The sequence below is a fragment of the Acinetobacter sp. TR11 genome, assembly GCF_027105035.1.
Classification (GTDB): domain Bacteria; phylum Pseudomonadota; class Gammaproteobacteria; order Pseudomonadales; family Moraxellaceae; genus Acinetobacter.
Genome location: NZ_CP114256.1, coordinates 566,829 through 585,796, shown reverse-complemented (window position 1 = coordinate 585,796; position 18,968 = coordinate 566,829). Strand labels below are relative to the sequence as shown.

Genomic DNA, 18,968 nt, shown 5'->3' with positions numbered 1-18,968 from the left:
TGAGTAAAGTAGCAATGTAATATTCATGCTGATGATGAACGAATTTGCACTTTATTTATTAAATTTGGAGTAACCTTATGTCTGCGACTATTGTTAATACAACTGATGAAAACTTCCAAGCAGATGTTTTAGATGCTGAAACTCCTGTACTTGTTGACTTCTGGGCTGGCTGGTGTGCACCATGTAAAGCCATTGCACCAGTGCTAGAAGACCTTTCAAATGAATATGCAGGAAAAGTCAAAATCGTTAAAGTTGACGTGACTGCATGTGAAGACACTGCTGTGAAGTACAACATTCGTAACATTCCAGCATTATTAATGTTTAAAAATGGCGAAGTTGTTGCTCAACAAGTCGGTGCAGCACCTCGTTCTAAACTTGCAGCATTTATTGATCAAAATATCTAATGAGATTTTGACCGTATAAATAAGAGAAATACGTCTAAATTAAGCGACGTATTTCTCAGTAAAAATTGACAAATTTCTTAGTTTCGCTTATATTCTTGGATCAAGAAGCTTTGAATGGAATCTACTTCATCGCGTTTCTTACAAGACACAAACATAAGATCGCCGCTCGGCAATAATAATTGTTTTCACATTTCTCTCTGAAACAATGAACCAGACTACTGAATTGTGGTTGTGTAACTATGCAATTACATCAGCATGTATGTATGCGGTCGATTTTTTATTCTTTCCAAACACTCCTCCACTTATTCCATTCTGTCTGATCACTTATGAACTTAACTGAACTCAAGAAAAAACCCATTGGCGAACTCATTAAAATTGCGGAGTTTATGGGCCTTGAAGGCATGGCACGTAACCGTAAACAAGATATTATTTTTGCCATTTTAAAACGCCATGCCATGAATGGCGAAGAAATTTTTGGTGATGGTGTTCTCGAAATTCTTTCAGATGGTTTTGGCTTTTTACGCTCTGCTGCTGGTTCATATTTAGCAGGACCAGATGATATCTATGTCAGCCCATCTCAAATTCGCCGTTTTAACTTACGCACAGGCGATACTATTACAGGTACTATTCGTCCACCAAAAGAAGGCGAACGTTACTTTGCATTACTAAAAGTTAATCAAATTAACTATGACACACCTGAGAACTCGCGTAATAAAATTTTATTCGAGAACTTAACCCCTCTCTTCCCAACAGAACAACTGATTATGGAATTGGGCAACGGTACAACTGAAGATCTCACAGCTCGTGTGGTCGATTTGGTTGCTCCGATTGGTAAAGGTCAACGTTCTATTATTGTTGCACCGCCTAAAGCGGGTAAAACAATGCTATTACAAAACATTGCTCAATCCATTGTGCGTAATAATCCCGAAGTGTTCTTAATTGTACTTTTGATTGATGAACGCCCTGAAGAAGTTACAGAAATGGAACGTACTGTTCGCGGTGAAGTTGTGGCATCCACATTTGATGAAGCACCTGCTCGCCATGTTCAGGTTGCAGAAATGGTGATTGAGAAAGCAAAACGTTTAGTTGAGCATAAAAAAGACGTTGTGATTTTACTTGACTCAATTACTCGTCTTGCGCGTGCTTACAACACTGTGATCCCATCATCAGGTAAGGTATTAACCGGTGGTGTGGATGCTCATGCATTAGAACGCCCTAAACGTTTCTTTGGTGCTGCACGTAACATCGAAGAAGGTGGTTCTCTAACCATTATTTCAACTGCTTTGATCGAAACAGGCAGTAAAATGGATGACGTGATTTACGAAGAATTTAAAGGTACAGGTAACCAAGAAATTACACTTGATCGCCGTATTGCAGAGAAACGTGTATTCCCTGCAATGAATATCAAAAAATCTGGAACTCGTCGTGAAGAGCGCCTAATGGGTGAAGAAAATTTACGCAAAGTTTGGATTTTACGCAAATTGCTTCACCCTATGGATGAACTTGCTGCAATGGAATTCTTATTAGATCGTATGAAGGAAACCAAAACTAATGATGACTTCTTTGATCAAATGAAACGTAAAGCATCTACATAAGATTAGTGGATTAAAAAGGCTACTTTTATGGTAGCCTTTTTTATTTGGTTGACAAACTTACATAATATTTACAGATTATTTTAGAATTCCAATAAAACAATAAGCTATTGTTTTTAATAAATTTAAAATTAATTCCAATGATAAAAACCATAAAATACCGATTTTAATCTTAATTTCCATAGTTTTTTTCTATCAAAAAATAGCCAAATTCTGCCCATTTTTGTTGTTTTGTTGGACAGAACAGTAGTAATTCATGATCTGCTTTGATAGGATAGCGACAGACCAGTTAGGCTGCTCCCTGCGTTGTTACCTAAAGCGTTTAGGAATAATAAAAGCACAAACAGACTAACTCTAGGTTTTTTTTAATCTCACAATTTTATGAGAGTGATGCCATGTTATTCAAAAAATTCGCTGTTGCTGCTGCTATTGCTACTACTTTAGCTTTCGTTGGTTGCTCTAAGAAAGAAGAAGCTCCTGCTGCTGATGCTAACGCTGCTGCTTCTGAAGCTGTAGCTGCTGCTTCTGAAGCTACTACTGCTGTTGAAGCTGCTGCTTCTGACGTTGCTGCTGCTGCTTCTGACGTTGCTGCTGCTGCTTCTGACGTTGCTGCTTCTGAAGCTGCTCCAGCTTCTGCTGCTCAATAATCTAATATTTTTAGATTATCAAAAAGAGAACCTTTATAGGTTCTCTTTTTTTACGCCTAGATTTTTAATCAAATAAAAATATCACTATAAAAAAGCAGATCAATCGATCTGCTCATTTCCAACGCGCTGTCTAAATTTTTGACCTGCTCTAAACGTAACCACTCGGCGGGCAGAAATCGGAATTTCTTCACCCGTTTTTGGATTGCGTCCTGGACGTTCACGTTTATCACGTAATTCAAAATTACCGAAACCAGAAAGTTTGACTTGTTCACCCGCAATTAATGCTTGGCTAATTTCATCAAAAAATAGCTCGACCATCTGTTTTGCTTCACGGCGATTTAAGCTAGTAAGCTCACTTAAATGGTCCGCCATCTCTGCTTTTGTTAATGCTGTCATGAGGCCCTCAATGTCGCTTGGTAAGTGTCTTCCAACACTTGAATAATGTTATCCATACCAGATTTAATTTCAGCATCTTCAAGCGTACGAGTTGGGTGTTGCCACAACACTGCAAAAGCTAAAGAGCGTTTGCCTTGTTCAACCCCTTGCCCCGTATACACATCGAACAACCATGTAGAGTCGAGTAACTCTCCACCAGTTTGCTCAATTAACCGCTGAATATCTCTTACCTCAATATTATCAGAGATTAAAAGCGCAATATCACGTCTAACCGATGGAAAACGTGATAATTCTGTAAAATTAGATACATAAGATTGCAAAACCGCCTGTTGATCTAGCTCAGCAACCCAAGTTATGCCTAAATCAAGTTCATTTTCCAAAGATGGATGTAAGCGACCGAGATAACCAATCGATTGTCCATTGACTAGAATTTCAGCTGATTGACCTGGATGTAGCCACGCACGTTCAGTACGAACAAATTCAACATTCACACGACCCGCAGCTAAAACCTCCTCAATCTCACCTTTGAAATCAAAGAAATCCATTGCTTGAGGTTTCACATGCCAAGATTCTGGTGTACGAGAACCAACGGCAATCAGTGCCAAAGTTGGAATTTGCTGAAGATCATGAATACTTTGCGCATTCTGATAATCAAAACGCAAGCCCAACTCAAAGAAACGTACACGCTGCTGTTGACGATTGAGATTGTACTGTACACAAGGAATCAAACTCGATAACAAGGTACTACGCATTGCTGCCAAATCACTTGAAATTGGATTGGCAAGCATTAATGGTTGTACATTTGGATTCAACTGCTTTTCAAGTTTTGCATCAGCAAAGCTAAAGCTGATAGCTTCTTGATAACCCAATGTCGCAACAGTTTGACGTAATTGTGCAACTTCAAAACGGTCTTGATACTTTTCTAATTGCACATCAATTTTTGGCAAACTGATTTGAATATTGTCATAGCCGTGAATACGTGCAACTTCTTCAATCAGGTCTTGATAGATTGCCATATCATAACGATGTGATGGTGGGACAACACTCCACTCTCCTTCAGCTTTGGTTTCCACCACACAGCCCAACCGTGTTAACGCATCCGCAATAAAATCACCAGCAACTGGATAGCCCAACAATTGGTCTACTTGTGCTTGTTTTAATGCAATCGCTTCACGCTTCGGCAATAAAGCCTCTTGCTCAGCAACCGTAATTGGACCAAACTCACCACCAGCAAAGGCTTGAATCAGCTCAGAAGCACGGTGCATGGCGATCATTGGCAATTCAAAGTCTACACCACGTTCGTAGCGCTGTGATGAGTCAGTATGCAAACCAAAACGACGAGCACGTCCTGCAATAGCTAAAGGTGCAAAGAATGCGCTTTCAAGGAAGATATCTTGAGTTTCATCAGTTACCGATGAATCCAACCCACCCATAATCCCTGCAATCGCCAATAGTTTTTGATCATCGGCAATGACCATGATGTCATCTTGCAATTCAACTTCTTGATCGTTGAGCAAAGTCAGTTTTTCTTGTGGTCGCGCTTGGCGCACTTGAATCGAACCTTCGATTTTTGCCAAATCAAAAGCATGCATCGGTTGGCCGAGTTCAAGTAACACATAATTGGTAATATCCACCAAAATACTATGGGTACGAATGCCTGAGCGTGTCAATGCCTGTTCCATCCATTCAGGGGTTGGCGCTTTCACATTGACATTTTTAACGATACGACCTAAATAACGTGGTGTACCTTCTGTACTGATGCTGACCACTTTCTCATCAGCAATATTTGCTGCAATGGCCTGAATCTTTGGCTCATTCACTTCAAGCTGGTTAATCACCGCGATTTCACGCGCAATCCCGCGGATACTAAAGCAGTCACCACGGTTTGGCGTGATACTGATGTCAATCACATTGTCATCAAGTTTTAAATATTCACGAATATTCATTCCCACTGGTGCATCAGGAGGCAACTCTAACAAACCATCAATTTTGTCTTCTAAATCAATTTCAGAAGCACCGCAGAGCATACCTTGTGATTCCACACCACGCAGCTTGCCTTTTTTAATTTTGAAATCGCCTGGCAATACTGCACCGATCGTTGCAACAGGAGCTTTCATGCCCACACGAACATTTGGCGCACCACATACGATCTGTAAGGGTTCACCTGAACCAATATTAATCGTGGTCACACGTAAACGATCTGCATCTGGATGTTGTTCAACCGTAAGGACTTCACCAACAACCACACCGCTAAACGGTTTTGCTACAGGCGCTAACTCATCAACTTCCAAACCCAACATGGTCAATTGATCAGACAATGTATCGCTATCAATGGCTGGATTTACCCAGCTGCGTAACCAATTTTCACTAATTTTCATTTGTATAAACCTTCTTTAATCCTGAAAAACTGTTTAGGCAAACTGGCGTAAGAAACGCACGTCATTTTGGTAGAACATACGCAAATCATTGATGCCATAACGCAACATTGCAAAACGTTCTACCCCTAGACCAAAGGCAAAGCCTTTGTATTTATCAGGATCAATTCCTGCAGCACGCAATACATTTGGATGCACCATGCCACAGCCTAAAACTTCTAACCAACGACCACGTTCATCCATAATATCCACTTCTGCACTTGGCTCTGTAAATGGAAAGTAAGATGGACGGAAACGTACTTTTAAATCTTTTTCAAAGAACTCATTGAGTAGGTTAATCAATAAACCTTTTAACTCAGCAAAGCTAGTATTTTCAGCAACGTACAAACCTTCGATCTGATGGAACATTGGCGAATGGGTTTGATCTGAGTCACAACGATAAACACGGCCAGGACACACGATACGAATTGGCGGCTGACTGGTTTCCATGGTTCGAATTTGCACGCCCGAAGTATGGGTACGAAGCAAATGCGTTGCATCAAAGTAGAAAGTGTCATGCATCGCACGGGCTGGGTGATGTCCCGGAATATTTAAGGCTTCAAAGTTGTGATAATCATCTTCAACTTCTGGACCATGAGCAATTTGGAAACCCGCTTTAGTAAAGAATTGGCAAATACGCTCTTGTACTTGAGTAACAGGATGAATACTTCCCATGCGCTGACCGCGGCCCGGTAAAGTAATATCAATGGTTTCACTTGCTAATTTTTTTGCAAGTTCAGCTTGTTGTAATGTCTGTTGACGCTCGGTCAAAGCTGCATTGATTGCTTCACGAACAGCATGGATGGCAGCACCTTGTACTTTTCGTTCTTCAGGATCCATTTTTCCAAGTGCTTTCGACTGCTCTGCAAGCTGGCTTTTTTTCCCTGTAAATTGCACACGAACTTGATCGAGTGCAGCAAGGTCTTGAGCCGCTGCAATGGCAGCAAGCGCTTCAGTGGTCAGGGCTTCCAGTGACATAGTAACTCTCAAAGCAACAAAATATAGAAATATAATAAAACGCTATAGTTTATCAGCTTTTTACCGGTTTGATGAAAATAAACAGCGGTTTAAATAGCGTACTTTTGAAAATATAGACGCAAAAATAAAACAACAAGATACCTAAGCAGATCAACTAAAATTTCTGAAAATTACTCAACAATTGAATAAAATGTATAAGATACCGATATCGTCAATGAGAAAGAATAACGATGGCGCTTGATCAAATCTGGAAACAACAGCTTACATTAGTGACTTATGGCAATGAGTTTCTTGCAGGTGAACTCAATTTTAGCCGCTGGATTGAACATCCAATTTTCAATCAAAATCGACTGATTTTTAGAGACTTACTGTCTCAACATCTATTGGCACAACATTTCCAGATTTGGCTTGAAGGCCTAAAAAAACAAGGCGTTAAAAAACTCAGCCTGCATTTATCTAGCGTACTTAATGATGAGCAAAATCCAAATGCTAACGTAGAGCTGCTTCCTTTTGCGCATTTTATTGTGAGCCATCAAGGCAATAAAAAAACCGCATGGATTTGTGGACTTGAACTTGCAGAGTGGTACAACAGTGATAATGAGTTTGAAGCTCCACTTTCTCAATGCACAACGCTCCGCGAAGAAAGCTTTTGGCGTTATGAGTTGAATGATAAATTCGCAAAAAAAGTTGATGCAGACTTACAGAAGGTAAATTGGAATGAGATTGCCGTTTTCTTAGAACGAGAGTTATTCAATCATAAATATACTGAAGACTTTTTAGAACCTGAACAACAAGACTTTCCTTTTTACGGCTACGAGATTAATCCAACAGCTATTTCAAGCAAACAGCTTGCACTCATTCCAACCGATTATCCTGCGGACTGTGCGCATCGTTTATTACATCGCACACAAGCATTAACTGATTATTTAGAACAACAAAGAAAGCATCCTTATACGGCTACAGGTGAGTTAATTAGCCCTGAAGAACAGATCAATCTCCGTAATTTTTCACAAAAAACTGATGACTTATTTGCAAAGCTGATTGTAAAAACCGCAAATCACTACCAAACGGCTCAACTTACGGCAGAAGAACCTGAAATCATTGACCGAACCATGGAAATTCCACATCAGATTGATAAGTCTCCCCATCATAAAGTAGGTGCGTCTGGCGTAATTAAATTGATTATATTAACCGTGATTATTTGTCTAGTTGCTTATTATTTTGGGCTATAACTCCCATCAAACGCTCAGTCATATTCATAGATGTTGATAAAATCAGATTCAGATGATGGCTCAAATTCTATCGTCATAACATCAGCATGTTTGAACAGACTTATATAAGGGCTATACAATAAATCTGAGTATAGCTTCTTCCCAAAGGCTCAATACTACTGAACCAGAAATTGAGACCGAACCTGCATGAGTGCAAAACCAAGTAGGTTTAGGCCTTTCCATTGTTTCGGATCTTGAATCTGTTCATGGTCTTGCGCCATACCAATACCCCAAATTTTATCAACGGGTGATGCCTCAACAAGAATACGATCCTTCGTCGTTATTAAGAAATCGCTTAGTTCAGGATGCTGTGAAAATTTAGCTAGATTGGCTTCCACCACAATATCAAAGCGTTTTTCTAACCACACTTGTTCATCGTAGTTCTGCACTTTTCGACCACGTTGCTTTGCCTCATTTGGATGTGTGACCTTCAAAATTTGATTAAATATCTCATCATCATGAAAGAGTTTCGCTTTTTGCGCCATCATATAATGTTCAGCCGTGAGATATTCAATTCCATCCTGTTTAAATGGCGATGGAAACCACTGACTCAAACAACTTTTATCAACAAGATTGGCTTGCTTTGGAGTATGTCCCCAAAAATATAAATACTTGAACTGGTGACCTTGTTTAGTTTTTTCAATTAAATCATTTAAAAAAATTTCATCTTGCATCATCTATCTCTGATTATTATCTATTATTGAAAATCCAATTCACTAAAAATAAAAAAGACCGCTAAAAAGCGGTCTTTTTTTGAATCTCTAAGCTTATGCAGCTAATGCGCCTTTAGCTTTTTCAGCTAAAGCAGCAAATGCAACTGCATCATGCATAGCGATATCAGCTAATACGCGACGGTCGATGATCACTTGAGCTTTTTTCAAGCCATCGATCATACGGCTGTAAGACAAACCGTTAAGACGAGCACCAGCATTGATACGCGCAATCCATAAAGCACGGAATTGACGTTTCTTTTGACGGCGGTCACGGTAAGCGTATTGACCAGCTTTGATTACCGCTTGGAACGCTACGCGGTAAACGCGTGAACGAGCACCATAGTAACCTTTAGCGCGAGCAAGAATTTTTTTGTGACGGCGATGAGCCACTACACCACGTTTTACACGAGCCATTTATAATCTCCTTAGATGTATGGGCACATAGCACGAACTGATGCAACGTCACTTACGTGAACCATTACACAACCGCGCAATTGACGGATACGCTTAGCAGATTTTTTGGTCAAAATGTGGCGCTTGAATGCTTGTTTGCGCTTGAAACCGTTTGCAGTCGCTTTAAAGCGTTTAGCTGCACCACGGCGAGTTTTTAACTTAGCCATAGTAACCTCTTTTGGGCACCTGTTCGGCTCGTTTGCACTATTGCAAATCGACCTGCAGGTAAGGAAGGCAGTATCATATAGCATCTGCCTTTAAAACAAAAGTAAAATGCTCATTTTTTAACAGCAACTACTTTATTTTTCTCAAACGTTATTTTCCATAACTAATTCTCAAATTATGAGAAAAATCTACAAAATCAGCACCTATAATAGAATCAAATTATTAAATCTTTATTCTTATGAATATTCAGAATGACGCATTCGCCGCGTTACGGTATCGAGATTTCTCTATTGTGACCTTGAATCAATTTTGCTTAACACTGGCAATTTTAATTCAGGAAATTATTGTTGCTTATTCACTCTATCAAATCACTCGTGATCCCCTAACCTTAGGTTTTATTGGTCTGGCTGAAGCAATCCCATTTATCACGCTTTCTTTATGGGGTGGCTATTTTGCAGATAAACTGAATAAACAAAGCATTATGAAAGTCTGTTTATTCTTTTCCATTCCTTTACCTTTGGTTCTTTGGTCATTGTTCCATTTACATGGCTTAGAAAAAATTGGTATTAGCACACTTTCTTGGGACATTTATGCTGTCATATTTGCCTTGGGTACTATTCGAGGTTTTTACAATCCATCAGCAACCTCACTCAAACCGTTTTTAATTCCACGCGAACTGTATGCCAATGGTGCCACTTGGACCACGATCGGCTGGCAAAGTGGTGTCATTATCGGGCCAATGTTGGGTGGCTTTATGTTGGCATTTTTGGGACGTGAAACGAGTCTTTTTGCAGTATCAGCATTATTGGCGATCTGCTTTATTTTGATTAATTGCTTACAGAAACGTACATTCCCAAAAATGGAAGCTGAGAATGTCTTACAAAGCCTGACCGATGGTTTTCGCTTTATTTGGAAAACCAAAATTGTTTTATGGGCAATCTCACTAGACTTGGTATCGGTACTCTTTGGTGGTGTAATTGCTCTGTTGCCCATTTTTGCCGAAGAAATCTTAAAGGTTGGCCCTGAAGGTTTAGGTTATCTACGCGCCGCCCCTTCGATCGGCGCACTCGTCACCATGATTGTCCTGACCAAGTTCCCGCCTATGCACCACGCTTGGCGAAATATGCTCTTGGCAGTGGCTGGTTTTGGTATTTTTACAATTTTATTCGCTTTTTCAAACAATATATGGCTGTCACTGTTTGCACTAATGATGACTGGTGCATGTGACAGTGTTTCAGTGGTAATTCGCCAAACTGTATTGCAAATTTTCCCGCCTGAAAATATGCGAGGTCGAGTTGCAGCAGTGAATGGTATGTTCGTTTCATCTAGTAATGAACTCGGCGCGTTTGAATCTGGTCTTGCAGCTAAATATCTTGGGACAATCACCGCAACTATATTTGGTGGTTGTATGACGCTTGCAGTTGTAAGTTACTGTTGGTTTAAAACCAGCAATTTATTTAAAGTCGATATTACTAAAGGTACTGATCATTAAGTATTTTGGGAAAGGCTAAATCTTTCCCTTATTTTTAAAAAATTCCTAGATATAAAGCATATAAAGTGAGATAACGACCACCTTTGGCGATGGTGACAACCAATAAGAATCGCCAAAAATTTTCCTTCATCAAACCTGCGATCAGAGTAATTGGATCACCAATCACGGGTGTCCAACTCAGTAGAAGTGAATAAAAACCATATTTATGATAAATCTGTTGAGCCTGCTCTAAACGCCGTCCAGAAACAGGAAACCATTTTTTATCTTTAAAATGTTCAATTTTCATTCCTAACCACCAGTTCACACATGAACCCAAGACATTTCCAATGGTTGCAACAAAGATCAGATAAAGAGGATTAGAAAACCCTTGTATCAATAAGGTTATTAATACTGCTTCCGACTGTAAAGGTAATAATGTCGCAGCCCCAAAAGCAGATATAAACAACAACCAATAACTCATGAGGCGAACTTAGACACTATAGAAAAATTAGACTTGGATCGACAAAGCTTTTTGTATCGCAGAGCGCGCCGTTAAGCGTTCAATATAGTCTTGCACATATGGATAATCTTCAAGTTGAATGCCTTGCCATTCATAACGCAATGCCCAAGGCAAGATTGCCATATCCGCAATTGAATACTCACCCGCCACAAACTTCTGACCAATCAATTGTTTATTTAAAACAGTGTAAAGGCGTTTAGTTTCATTGATATAACGTTCAATCGCATACGGAATTCGTTCAGGTGCAAATTTATTAAAATGGTGATTCTGACCAAGCATTGGACCAAACCCACCCATTTGCCACATTAACCATTGTTCAACTTCTACTCGCTCTTGTTCATCCGTAGGATAGAATAATCCAGTCTTCCGACCTAAATATTGTAGGATCGCACCTGATTCAAATACAGAAATCGGTTCACCTCGTGGTCCATTTTGATCAACAATCGCTGGAATTTTATTATTAGGAGAGATTCTTAAGAAGTCTGGTTGGAACTGATCATTTTCTAAAATATTAATAGGAAAAATCTGATATTCGAGTCCCATTTCCTCCAAGGCAATTGTTATTTTATGGCCGTTAGGTGTACCCCAATAATATAAGTCAATCATTTATTACCCTATTCATCTTTCTCATGATGGTTGCCTCGTTATAGCATATTTATTCCTTACTAATCAGCAACCCAACACAAAAACAAACAATAAAACTATGTTTTAAAAGAAAATATTTTGAAAATCACACTTATTTTCCTAAAAAATTCTTTCCGTTTTTATCCAAATAACCTATGTCCTATATATTATGACTAAATAAAACATGCTAACTACAAGCACAACTTACAGTTATAAATTCACTTAATTAGTCATGGTTTAACATGTTTTATTTTAAGTAGCTGTCGTTGAGACTTATAAGCTTCTGAGTAGGTCAATCCATAATTTTTTGACATAAAAAAGCACCGCCTATTGCGGTGCTTTTTCTAAGAAAAAATTACTTTTTCTTTTTCGGGCCAATTAACATGCCCATTTGACGACCTTCCATCTTTGGCGCTTGTTCAATAACGCCAAATTCAGCAACGTCTGCTTCAATTTTTTGCAATTGAGCCAAACCAAGCTGTTGATGTGCCATCTCACGACCACGGAATCGTAAAGTGATTTTCACCTTATTTCCCTCTTCAAGGAAACGTAAAATTGCACGCAATTTAATTTGGTAATCGCCTACATCCGTTGCAGGACGTAACTTGATTTCTTTCACTTGCACTTGATGCTGTTTTTTCTTCGCATCTTTTTGCTTTTGCTTTAAGTCAAATAAGTGCTTGTTGTAGTCCATGATTTTACAAACAGGCGGTTCTGCATTAGCAACAATCTCAACAAGGTCAAGATTAACTTCTTCAGCAGCACGTAATGCTTCAGTTAATGAAACAACACCTTTTTGCTCACCATCTGCAGCGACGAGGCGTACTTCTTTCGCACGGATCTCTTCGTTAATTGCAGGACGGTTACTTTTAGCACCTTGTTGCTGGTTACGGTCAGGCTGTTTAATCTTTATTACTCCACAATGTACCGGCCGCGTTCGGCAACGGCAGATTTCACTAGGTCAATAAATGCATCTACTGACATAGTACCTAAATTTTTTCCTGAGCGAGTACGCACATTAACAGTACCTTCTTCAACTTCTCGATCACCAAGAACCAGAAGGTAAGGAATACGCTCTAGGGTACGCTCACGAATCTTAAATCCGATCTTTTCATTTCTCAAGTCAGAAATAGCACGAAGACCATTTTCTTTGAGTTTTGCAACCACTTGTTCACATGCTTCTGCTTGTGAATCAGTAATATTCATAACACACGCTTGAATTGGTGTTAACCAAGGCGGCATAAAGCCCGCATAGTGTTCAATTAGTATACCAATAAAACGCTCAAAACTACCAAGAATTGCACGATGAAGCATGACTGGTTGATCACGATCGTTGTCTTCAGTGACATAAGACGCATCTAAGCGAATTGGTAAGTTGAAATCACATTGAATCGTACCGCACTGCCATACACGGCCTAAGCAATCTTTCAATGAAAATTCAATTTTCGGACCATAGAATGCACCTTCACCAGGTTGCAAATCCCAAGCCAAGCCTGCATTATCTAAAGCATCTGCCAAAGATTTTTCAGCCAAATCCCAAAGTGCATCATCACCGACACGTTTTTCAGGACGTGTAGACAATTTCATTTGTACTTCTTCAAAGCCGAAGTCTTTATAAACATCTAAAGTCAGCTTAATAAAGTCAGCAACTTCTTTACCAATTTGTTCTTTGGTACAGAAAATATGTGCATCATCTTGCGTAAATCCACGAACACGCATAATCCCGTGTAAAGAACCTGATGGCTCATTACGGTGACAAGAACCAAATTCAGCCAAACGAATTGGTAAATCACGGTAAGATTTCAAGCCTTGATTAAACACTTGTACGTGACAAGGGCAGTTCATTGGCTTAACAGCATAGTTACGACTCTCTGAATGAGTTGTAAACATGTTGTCTGCGTAGTTGGCTGCATGACCAGATTTTTCCCAAAGCGTAAAATCGACGATTTGCGGCGTTTTAATCTCTAGGTAGCCATTATCTTGCTGAACTTTACGCATGTATTGCTCAAGCACTTGGTAGATGGTCCAACCATTTGGATGCCAGAACACCATACCCGGTGCTTCTTCTTGCATATGGAATAAATCTAGAGCTTTACCAATTTTACGATGGTCACGCTTTTCTGCTTCTTCAATACGTTTGATATATGCCGCTAACTGTTTTTTATCAGCCCAAGCTGTACCATAAATACGTTGAAGCTGTTCATTCTTCGCATCACCACGCCAGTAAGCACCAGAGATTTTTGTGAGCTTGAATGATTTTAAGAATTTAGTGTTTGGTACGTGCGGACCACGGCACATATCCAAATAATCTTGATGGTAGTACAAGCCCATTTGTGTTTCATTCGGCATGTCTGCGATCAAGCGCAATTTGTATTCTTCGCCACGTGCTGTGAATTCTGCAATCACCTCATCACGTGGTGTCATTTTTTTGATGACATCATAATCTTGATCGATGAGCTTTTTCATACGCTCTTCAATCGCTGCCATATCATCTAAAGTAAAAGGACGTGGCATCCAGATGTCATAGTAGAAACCTTCTTCAATGACTGGACCAATCACCATTTTTGCTTCTGGAAACAGCTGCTTAACAGCGTGACCAACGAGATGTGCGCAAGAGTGACGAATAATTTCTACGCCTTCTTCATCTTTAGGCGTGATAATTTGCACAGTTGCATCTTCGGTAATCAAGTCTGAAGCATCAACTAGACGATCATTGACACGACCTGCTACGGTATTTTTCGCAAGACCAGGACCAATGCTTAATGCAACGTCCATCACAGATACGGCTTGATCAAACTGTTTTTGATCGCCATTTGGCAAAGTGATAATTGGCATAATAAAATCCTTAAGGAGTGATGCCCTATACGAAGGAGCATATCACCGCGAGATTATGTATTGAGGCGAACCTCAAAAGATAAAAAACGGCGGATAAAAAAGTATTCAAGATTTTACACAGGTTTAGTTGAGTATGAAACCTTTGAATCATAAAAACCTAGATTGATTAGGCTTCATCTCCGACTAAAGCCTAAATGATTTAGACTGAATTACACACTATGTTGATATAGATATAAATGAAAAAAACACAAATGGAGCAAACACATGGTTAGTGCATATGATGAATTACCGAGAACCCCTGCAAATTTTGTTGCCTTATCGCCTTTACGTTATTTAGAACGTGCTGCTTATATTTATCCACACCAAGCCGCAATTATTCATGGGGAACGTCAAATCACATGGCAACAAAGCTATCAACGTTGCCGCCAGTTTGCACATCAGCTCACTCAGTTAGGAATTCAAAAGAATGATACCGTTTCGGTACTCTTGCCGAATGTACCTGCAATGATTGAAGCACATTTTGCTGTACCAATGGCAGGTGCAGTACTCAATACGCTGAATACTCGTCTCGATGCCAAAACCATTGCTTTTATGCTGGCTCATGCCGAGTCCAAAGTCCTTTTGGTCGATCCTGAATTTCGACAACTTGCAGCAGAAGCCTTAACACTCATCTCTCAAGACATTATTGTAATTGATGTATTTGATCAGGAATACGAAGGTGAGCAAATTGCACTTGGGCAATATGAATATGAATCGTGGTTAGCTAAAGGTAATCCTGAATTTGAATGGCTACTTCCACAAGATGAATGGGATGCGATTAGTCTGAATTACACTTCAGGAACCACAGGTAATCCGAAAGGTGTGGTTTATCACCATCGCGGTGCTTATCTCAATGCGGCTAGTAATATTTTGGCATGTGGTATGAAACCTCGTGCGGTTTATCTATGGACACTACCACTATTTCACTGTAATGGTTGGTGTTTTGCATGGTCAATTGCTGCCAGTGGCGGCACCAATATTTGCTTACGTCGAGTTGATCCAGTTTTAATTTTTAAATATATCGCTGAACACAAAGTCGATTATTTCTGCGGTGCACCAATTGTCTTATCGATGCTCATCAATACTCCAGCAGAACAAAAAACAGCTTTCAACCACCATGTTGAAGTCATGGTTGCTGGAGCTGCTCCGCCCGTTGCGATTATTGAAGGTATGCGCCATATTGGAATTAATGTTAATCATGTCTATGGTTTGACAGAAACCTATGGTCCATCGGCATTATGTGCTTCGCAAGCAGGATGGAGTGACTTATCTATTCAAGAACAGGCACAACTGCATTCACGTCAAGGTGTTCCTTATCCACTCCAAGACAGTATGCGAGTACTTGATCCTGAAACAATGCAACCCGTACCGAATGATGGGCAAACCATGGGCGAAATTATGTTCCGTGGCAATATCGTGATGAAAGGTTATCTCAAAAATCCACAAGCGACTGAAGAAGCTTTTAAAGGTGGTTGGTTTCATACAGGAGATCTAGCCGTTTGCCATCCTGATGGTTATGCCAAAATTACTGATCGCTCTAAAGATATTATCATTTCAGGTGGCGAAAATATTTCATCGCTCGAAGTCGAAGATGTACTTTACCGCCACCCTGCTGTACTCACCGCCGCAGTGGTCGCAAAACCTGATGAACGTTGGCAAGAAGTGCCTTGTGCTTTTATTGAACTCAAACAAGGTGCATCTGCATCCGCCGAAGACATCATTGCACATTGCCAAAAAGAACTGGCTCGCTTTAAAGTTCCCAAAGATGTCGTCATTACTGAGATTCCAAAAACATCAACAGGGAAATTACAGAAATTTATTTTAAGAGAATGGGCAAAACAACGAGCAGATGGCTCATTTGAAAGTTAATACCCCAAAATAAAAAGAAGTTTCCGAGGAAACTTCTTTTTGGCTTTAGCCTTGATCAGATAACAAGGCGACTTGCTGTACATAGTTCACAAATTTAAGCTTGGATGCTGCAAGATCTTCTTCACTCACCTGCTGTTTGATATCTCGATGAATGCGCAAAACATGCTGACGTAAAGTATGGCGTTCAGAAGCATTAAAAACTTTACTAAACTCATTAATGATTGGGTCACCTTGATCAATCATTCGATCTACCCAACGCATCAATTGCATTTGTTTTTTAGCACCTTGCTGCGGTGTCAAATAAGATAAAATCGTGGTTTCATTTTCATTACGCAATAACTTACCAACACGTTGAAACTGACGACGACGTGCTTCAAATGAACTGATTTTTTGCACTTCAAGTAATGCATCAATCAAACGCTCATCGACAGGAAGCTTTTGAATTTGTTTTGGATTGAGTTGAGCCAATTGCTCACCTAAAGCAGCCATACGTTGCACAGCTTTTTTTTGCTCGGTTCTACTCGCACGCCCTTCTAATGACTCAAAATCTTCATCTGTATAACGTTGTTGGGTACCACGTGCCACGATTACTCTGCCTCATAAAATTTTGCTGCGAACAGCGTTTGAATTTCTTCCAGTGCTTTTTCTTCATCAGCACCATCAATCACCAATCTTAATGTTGTGCCTTTACCAGCACCTAACATCAACAAAGACATAATATTTTTTGCATCAACCAATTTATCACCCTTGCCGATTTGTATCGAAGAGCTAAACTTGGTTGTCACTTCAATCAGTTTACCAGATGCACGCGCATGTAAGCCGAGTTTATTAATTACATCAATTGTTGTGTCTATCATGACCAGTGCTTCATTTCTCTATGTAAGATTTGGACAGTCCATTTTGCCTTAAGAGCTCGTTTGAGTCTATCCACGATATAAACTGAACGATGTTGCCCACCTGTGCACCCGACTGAAATGGTCATGTAGTGGCGATGTCCTTCTGCAAAAGCAGGCAACCATTTTTCCAAGAAGTTATAAATATCGGTAAACATTTCATTGGTTTGTTGATTGCTTTCTAAAAACTGACATACAGGATCATCCAACCCTGAAAGACGACGCAACTCTAAATCCCAATGTGGATTCGGTAAATGACGCACATCAAACACATAATCAGCATCAAGCGGAATGCCATGTTTATAGCCAAATGATTGTAGAATCACAATCAACTTATCAGACTGCCCCAATCGAGACAGCAAGATATGTTTGAGATCATGGACGCTTTTACCTGTCGTATCAATATGCACCGTAGAGCGGAATTGTATCGGAATCAGCAGTTGCTTTTCTTCCTGTATACATTGCAACAGGCTATTAAAACGATTTGCCAACGGGTGTGGTCTACGCGAAGAGCTAAACCGTGCAACCAAATCTTGATCTTGCGTGGTTAAGTAAATGATATCCACAGTACCATGCTTTTTTAATTGCTCAAAAACATGGTCAAACTCCTGCATATCCGCACGAGTACTTCGAATATCCACACCTAATGCCAACTGCTCTAAGTTATTTTCATGATCCAGTTTAGCTACAATTTCAGGCAACAATGCCAAAGGTAAATTATCTATACAATAATAGCCCAAATCTTCAAGCACCTGTAATGCAGATGATTTTCCTGAACCTGATTGTCCTGTAACGATAAGAATACGCTTCATCGCATATCGCCCTTTAATTTATTTTATGTTTTAAAGTTAATTTGTAAATTATCAATCAAACGTGTCGAGCCCAATTTAGCCGCAACAAACAAAACTAAATCGCGATCAAACTCTTCAATTGGTTGCAAGTTAGGCTGACGTGCTTCTACATAATCCACAACAAATCCAGCTTGTGTCAATTCCGTTGAGATATTTGCTAACACTTGCGAAAGTGATTGCCCCTCTCCCAATGCAACTTCTGCTTGTTTTAACAACTGATAAATTGTTGGCGCAATACTTCGTTGCTCTTCTGACAAATAACCATTGCGTGAACTTAAAGCCAAACCATCTGCTGCTCGTACAATTGGTACGCCGATGACTTCTAATGGAATATTTAAATCCTGCACCAACTGACGAATTACAGCCAATTGTTGATAATCTTTTTGCCCAAAAAAAGCATAGTCTGGTTGTACAATATTGAATAATTTGGTTACAACAACTGCAACACCATCAAAATGACCAGGTCGTGATTGACCACATAAATCATTGGTAATTTGACTAACACGAATATTGGTTAAACGAGGCTGTTTACCATACATTTGATCGACAGAAGGGGCAAAAATAATATCGCAACCTACATCTGCTAACAAACGACTATCTTGTTCTAAAGTACGTGGATAACTATCAAAATCCTCGCCTGCACCAAACTGAATTGGGTTGACAAAAATACTCACCACAACAACATCACAGATTTTTTTTGCAGCGCGCACCAAAGTCAAATGACCTTCATGCAAATTCCCCATAGTTGGCACAAAACCAATTAATTTTTTTGTTGTTCTTGCTGGTGCTAATGATGCAGTTAAGCCTTGTATTGTTGTTTCTGTTTTCATGAG

20 protein-coding genes are annotated in these 18,968 nt (G+C 39.7%); 6 read left to right on the top strand and 14 right to left on the bottom strand.

All coding sequences use genetic code 11. The features are described 5' to 3' along the window. Window positions 1–77 precede the first annotated feature (77 nt). From trxA to O1450_RS02815, 3 genes are all read left to right on the top strand, one after another. Entirely contained in the window at window positions 78–404 is a 327-nt protein-coding gene (gene trxA, locus O1450_RS02825; RefSeq protein ID WP_004675702.1) for a thioredoxin, read from the top strand. Window positions 405–730: 326 nt separating this feature from the next. After that, window positions 731–1,999, top strand: coding sequence for a transcription termination factor Rho (gene rho / locus O1450_RS02820; protein ID WP_269229623.1), 1,269 nt, complete (start codon window positions 731–733; stop codon window positions 1,997–1,999). A 392-nt stretch (window positions 2,000–2,391) separates the two neighbouring features. Further along, window positions 2,392–2,643 carry a hypothetical protein gene (locus tag O1450_RS02815; RefSeq protein ID WP_004664225.1) on the top strand — a complete coding sequence of 84 codons (252 nt, stop codon included), beginning with the start codon at window positions 2,392–2,394 and terminating at the stop codon, window positions 2,641–2,643. 99 nt (window positions 2,644–2,742) lie between these two features. On the opposite strand, the gene O1450_RS02810 is transcribed toward O1450_RS02815, so the two are convergent. Genes O1450_RS02810 through pheS form a run of 3 tightly spaced genes read right to left on the bottom strand, consistent with a single transcriptional unit; the run spans window position 2,743 to window position 6,431 of the window. Continuing rightward, entirely contained in the window at window positions 2,743–3,039 is a 297-nt protein-coding gene (locus O1450_RS02810; protein ID WP_004664224.1) for an integration host factor subunit alpha, read from the bottom strand. Further along, complete coding sequence (gene pheT, locus O1450_RS02805; RefSeq protein WP_269229622.1) at window positions 3,036–5,417, bottom strand: phenylalanine--tRNA ligase subunit beta; 2,382 nt, start codon at window positions 5,415–5,417, stop codon at window positions 3,036–3,038. Before pheT ends, O1450_RS02810 begins: the two co-directional genes overlap by 4 nt. Before the next feature lie 33 nt (window positions 5,418–5,450). Beyond that, the gene (pheS, locus tag O1450_RS02800) at window positions 5,451–6,431 is read right to left on the bottom strand and encodes a phenylalanine--tRNA ligase subunit alpha (protein ID WP_269229621.1); all 981 of its coding nucleotides are present in this window, start codon (window positions 6,429–6,431) and stop codon (window positions 5,451–5,453) included. Window positions 6,432–6,661: 230 nt separating this feature from the next. Between pheS and O1450_RS02795 the strand changes: the two genes are divergently transcribed. Continuing rightward, entirely contained in the window at window positions 6,662–7,663 is a 1,002-nt protein-coding gene (locus O1450_RS02795; RefSeq protein WP_269229620.1) for a hypothetical protein, read from the top strand. A gap of 155 nt (window positions 7,664–7,818) precedes the next feature. Here O1450_RS02795 and O1450_RS02790 read toward each other — a convergent pair whose 3' ends face one another. From O1450_RS02790 to rpmI, 3 genes are all read right to left on the bottom strand, one after another. Beyond that, complete coding sequence (locus O1450_RS02790; protein WP_269230397.1) at window positions 7,819–8,376, bottom strand: NADAR family protein; 558 nt, start codon at window positions 8,374–8,376, stop codon at window positions 7,819–7,821. Window positions 8,377–8,469: 93 nt separating this feature from the next. Further along, a complete protein-coding gene (rplT, locus tag O1450_RS02785; RefSeq protein WP_004664213.1) occupies window positions 8,470–8,829 on the bottom strand; it encodes a 50S ribosomal protein L20 in 360 nt (119 codons plus the stop codon). 11 nt (window positions 8,830–8,840) lie between these two features. After that, window positions 8,841–9,035, bottom strand: a complete 195-nt coding sequence (rpmI, locus tag O1450_RS02780) for a 50S ribosomal protein L35 (RefSeq protein WP_004637967.1) — start codon at window positions 9,033–9,035, stop codon at window positions 8,841–8,843. A gap of 236 nt (window positions 9,036–9,271) precedes the next feature. Between rpmI and O1450_RS02775 the strand changes: the two genes are divergently transcribed. Then, complete coding sequence (locus O1450_RS02775) at window positions 9,272–10,525, top strand: MFS transporter (RefSeq protein WP_269229619.1); 1,254 nt, start codon at window positions 9,272–9,274, stop codon at window positions 10,523–10,525. 34 nt (window positions 10,526–10,559) lie between these two features. Here the strand turns inward: O1450_RS02775 and O1450_RS02770 are convergent, their stop codons facing one another. From O1450_RS02770 to thrS, 4 genes are all read right to left on the bottom strand, one after another. Beyond that, the gene (locus O1450_RS02770) at window positions 10,560–10,985 is read right to left on the bottom strand and encodes a YqaA family protein (RefSeq protein WP_269229618.1); all 426 of its coding nucleotides are present in this window, start codon (window positions 10,983–10,985) and stop codon (window positions 10,560–10,562) included. Between the two features lie 27 nt (window positions 10,986–11,012). Further along, window positions 11,013–11,630: a glutathione S-transferase N-terminal domain-containing protein gene (locus tag O1450_RS02765; protein ID WP_269229617.1), complete on the bottom strand. Its 618-nt coding sequence runs from the start codon at window positions 11,628–11,630 to the stop codon at window positions 11,013–11,015. A gap of 373 nt (window positions 11,631–12,003) precedes the next feature. Next, the gene (gene infC, locus O1450_RS02760) at window positions 12,004–12,555 is read right to left on the bottom strand and encodes a translation initiation factor IF-3 (protein ID WP_269230396.1); all 552 of its coding nucleotides are present in this window, start codon (window positions 12,553–12,555) and stop codon (window positions 12,004–12,006) included. Between the two features lie 5 nt (window positions 12,556–12,560). After that, window positions 12,561–14,483, bottom strand: coding sequence for a threonine--tRNA ligase (thrS, locus tag O1450_RS02755; RefSeq protein WP_004664201.1), 1,923 nt, complete (start codon window positions 14,481–14,483; stop codon window positions 12,561–12,563). 264 nt (window positions 14,484–14,747) lie between these two features. Here thrS and O1450_RS02750 point away from each other — a divergent pair, with 264 nt between their 5' ends. Continuing rightward, window positions 14,748–16,391: an acyl-CoA synthetase gene (locus O1450_RS02750; protein WP_269229616.1), complete on the top strand. Its 1,644-nt coding sequence runs from the start codon at window positions 14,748–14,750 to the stop codon at window positions 16,389–16,391. A gap of 45 nt (window positions 16,392–16,436) precedes the next feature. On the opposite strand, the gene yjgA is transcribed toward O1450_RS02750, so the two are convergent. Genes yjgA through panC form a run of 4 tightly spaced genes read right to left on the bottom strand, consistent with a single transcriptional unit; the run spans window position 16,437 to window position 18,965 of the window. Next, window positions 16,437–16,976 (bottom strand): ribosome biogenesis factor YjgA, encoded by a 540-nt coding sequence (yjgA, locus tag O1450_RS02745; protein WP_269229615.1) that lies wholly within the window; start codon window positions 16,974–16,976, stop codon window positions 16,437–16,439. A gap of 2 nt (window positions 16,977–16,978) precedes the next feature. Beyond that, a complete protein-coding gene (locus O1450_RS02740; RefSeq protein WP_087545614.1) occupies window positions 16,979–17,248 on the bottom strand; it encodes an HPr family phosphocarrier protein in 270 nt (89 codons plus the stop codon). Further along, entirely contained in the window at window positions 17,245–18,096 is an 852-nt protein-coding gene (gene rapZ, locus O1450_RS02735; protein WP_269229614.1) for an RNase adapter RapZ, read from the bottom strand. Before rapZ ends, O1450_RS02740 begins: the two co-directional genes overlap by 4 nt. Before the next feature lie 23 nt (window positions 18,097–18,119). Beyond that, a complete protein-coding gene (gene panC, locus O1450_RS02730) occupies window positions 18,120–18,965 on the bottom strand; it encodes a pantoate--beta-alanine ligase (RefSeq protein WP_269229613.1) in 846 nt (281 codons plus the stop codon). Window positions 18,966–18,968: the final 3 nt, after the last annotated feature.

Bases quoted from the DNA above. Each gene is read 5' to 3' on its own strand.
- trxA (WP_004675702.1), top strand. From the start codon at position 78: ATGTCTGCGACTATTGTTAATACAACTGATGAAAACTTCCAAGCAGAT.
- rho (WP_269229623.1), top strand. From the start codon at position 731: ATGAACTTAACTGAACTCAAGAAAAAACCCATTGGCGAACTCATTAAA.
- O1450_RS02815 (WP_004664225.1), top strand. From the start codon at position 2,392: ATGTTATTCAAAAAATTCGCTGTTGCTGCTGCTATTGCTACTACTTTA.
- O1450_RS02810 (WP_004664224.1), bottom strand. From the start codon at position 3,039: ATGACAGCATTAACAAAAGCAGAGATGGCGGACCATTTAAGTGAGCTT.
- pheT (WP_269229622.1), bottom strand. From the start codon at position 5,417: ATGAAAATTAGTGAAAATTGGTTACGCAGCTGGGTAAATCCAGCCATT.
- pheS (WP_269229621.1), bottom strand. From the start codon at position 6,431: ATGTCACTGGAAGCCCTGACCACTGAAGCGCTTGCTGCCATTGCAGCG.
- O1450_RS02795 (WP_269229620.1), top strand. From the start codon at position 6,662: ATGGCGCTTGATCAAATCTGGAAACAACAGCTTACATTAGTGACTTAT.
- O1450_RS02790 (WP_269230397.1), bottom strand. From the start codon at position 8,376: ATGCAAGATGAAATTTTTTTAAATGATTTAATTGAAAAAACTAAACAA.
- rplT (WP_004664213.1), bottom strand. From the start codon at position 8,829: ATGGCTCGTGTAAAACGTGGTGTAGTGGCTCATCGCCGTCACAAAAAA.
- rpmI (WP_004637967.1), bottom strand. From the start codon at position 9,035: ATGGCTAAGTTAAAAACTCGCCGTGGTGCAGCTAAACGCTTTAAAGCG.
- O1450_RS02775 (WP_269229619.1), top strand. From the start codon at position 9,272: ATGAATATTCAGAATGACGCATTCGCCGCGTTACGGTATCGAGATTTC.
- O1450_RS02770 (WP_269229618.1), bottom strand. From the start codon at position 10,985: ATGAGTTATTGGTTGTTGTTTATATCTGCTTTTGGGGCTGCGACATTA.
- O1450_RS02765 (WP_269229617.1), bottom strand. From the start codon at position 11,630: ATGATTGACTTATATTATTGGGGTACACCTAACGGCCATAAAATAACA.
- thrS (WP_004664201.1), bottom strand. From the start codon at position 14,483: ATGCCAATTATCACTTTGCCAAATGGCGATCAAAAACAGTTTGATCAA.
- O1450_RS02750 (WP_269229616.1), top strand. From the start codon at position 14,748: ATGGTTAGTGCATATGATGAATTACCGAGAACCCCTGCAAATTTTGTT.
- O1450_RS02740 (WP_087545614.1), bottom strand. From the start codon at position 17,248: ATGATAGACACAACAATTGATGTAATTAATAAACTCGGCTTACATGCG.
- rapZ (WP_269229614.1), bottom strand. From the start codon at position 18,096: ATGAAGCGTATTCTTATCGTTACAGGACAATCAGGTTCAGGAAAATCA.
- panC (WP_269229613.1), bottom strand. From the start codon at position 18,965: ATGAAAACAGAAACAACAATACAAGGCTTAACTGCATCATTAGCACCA.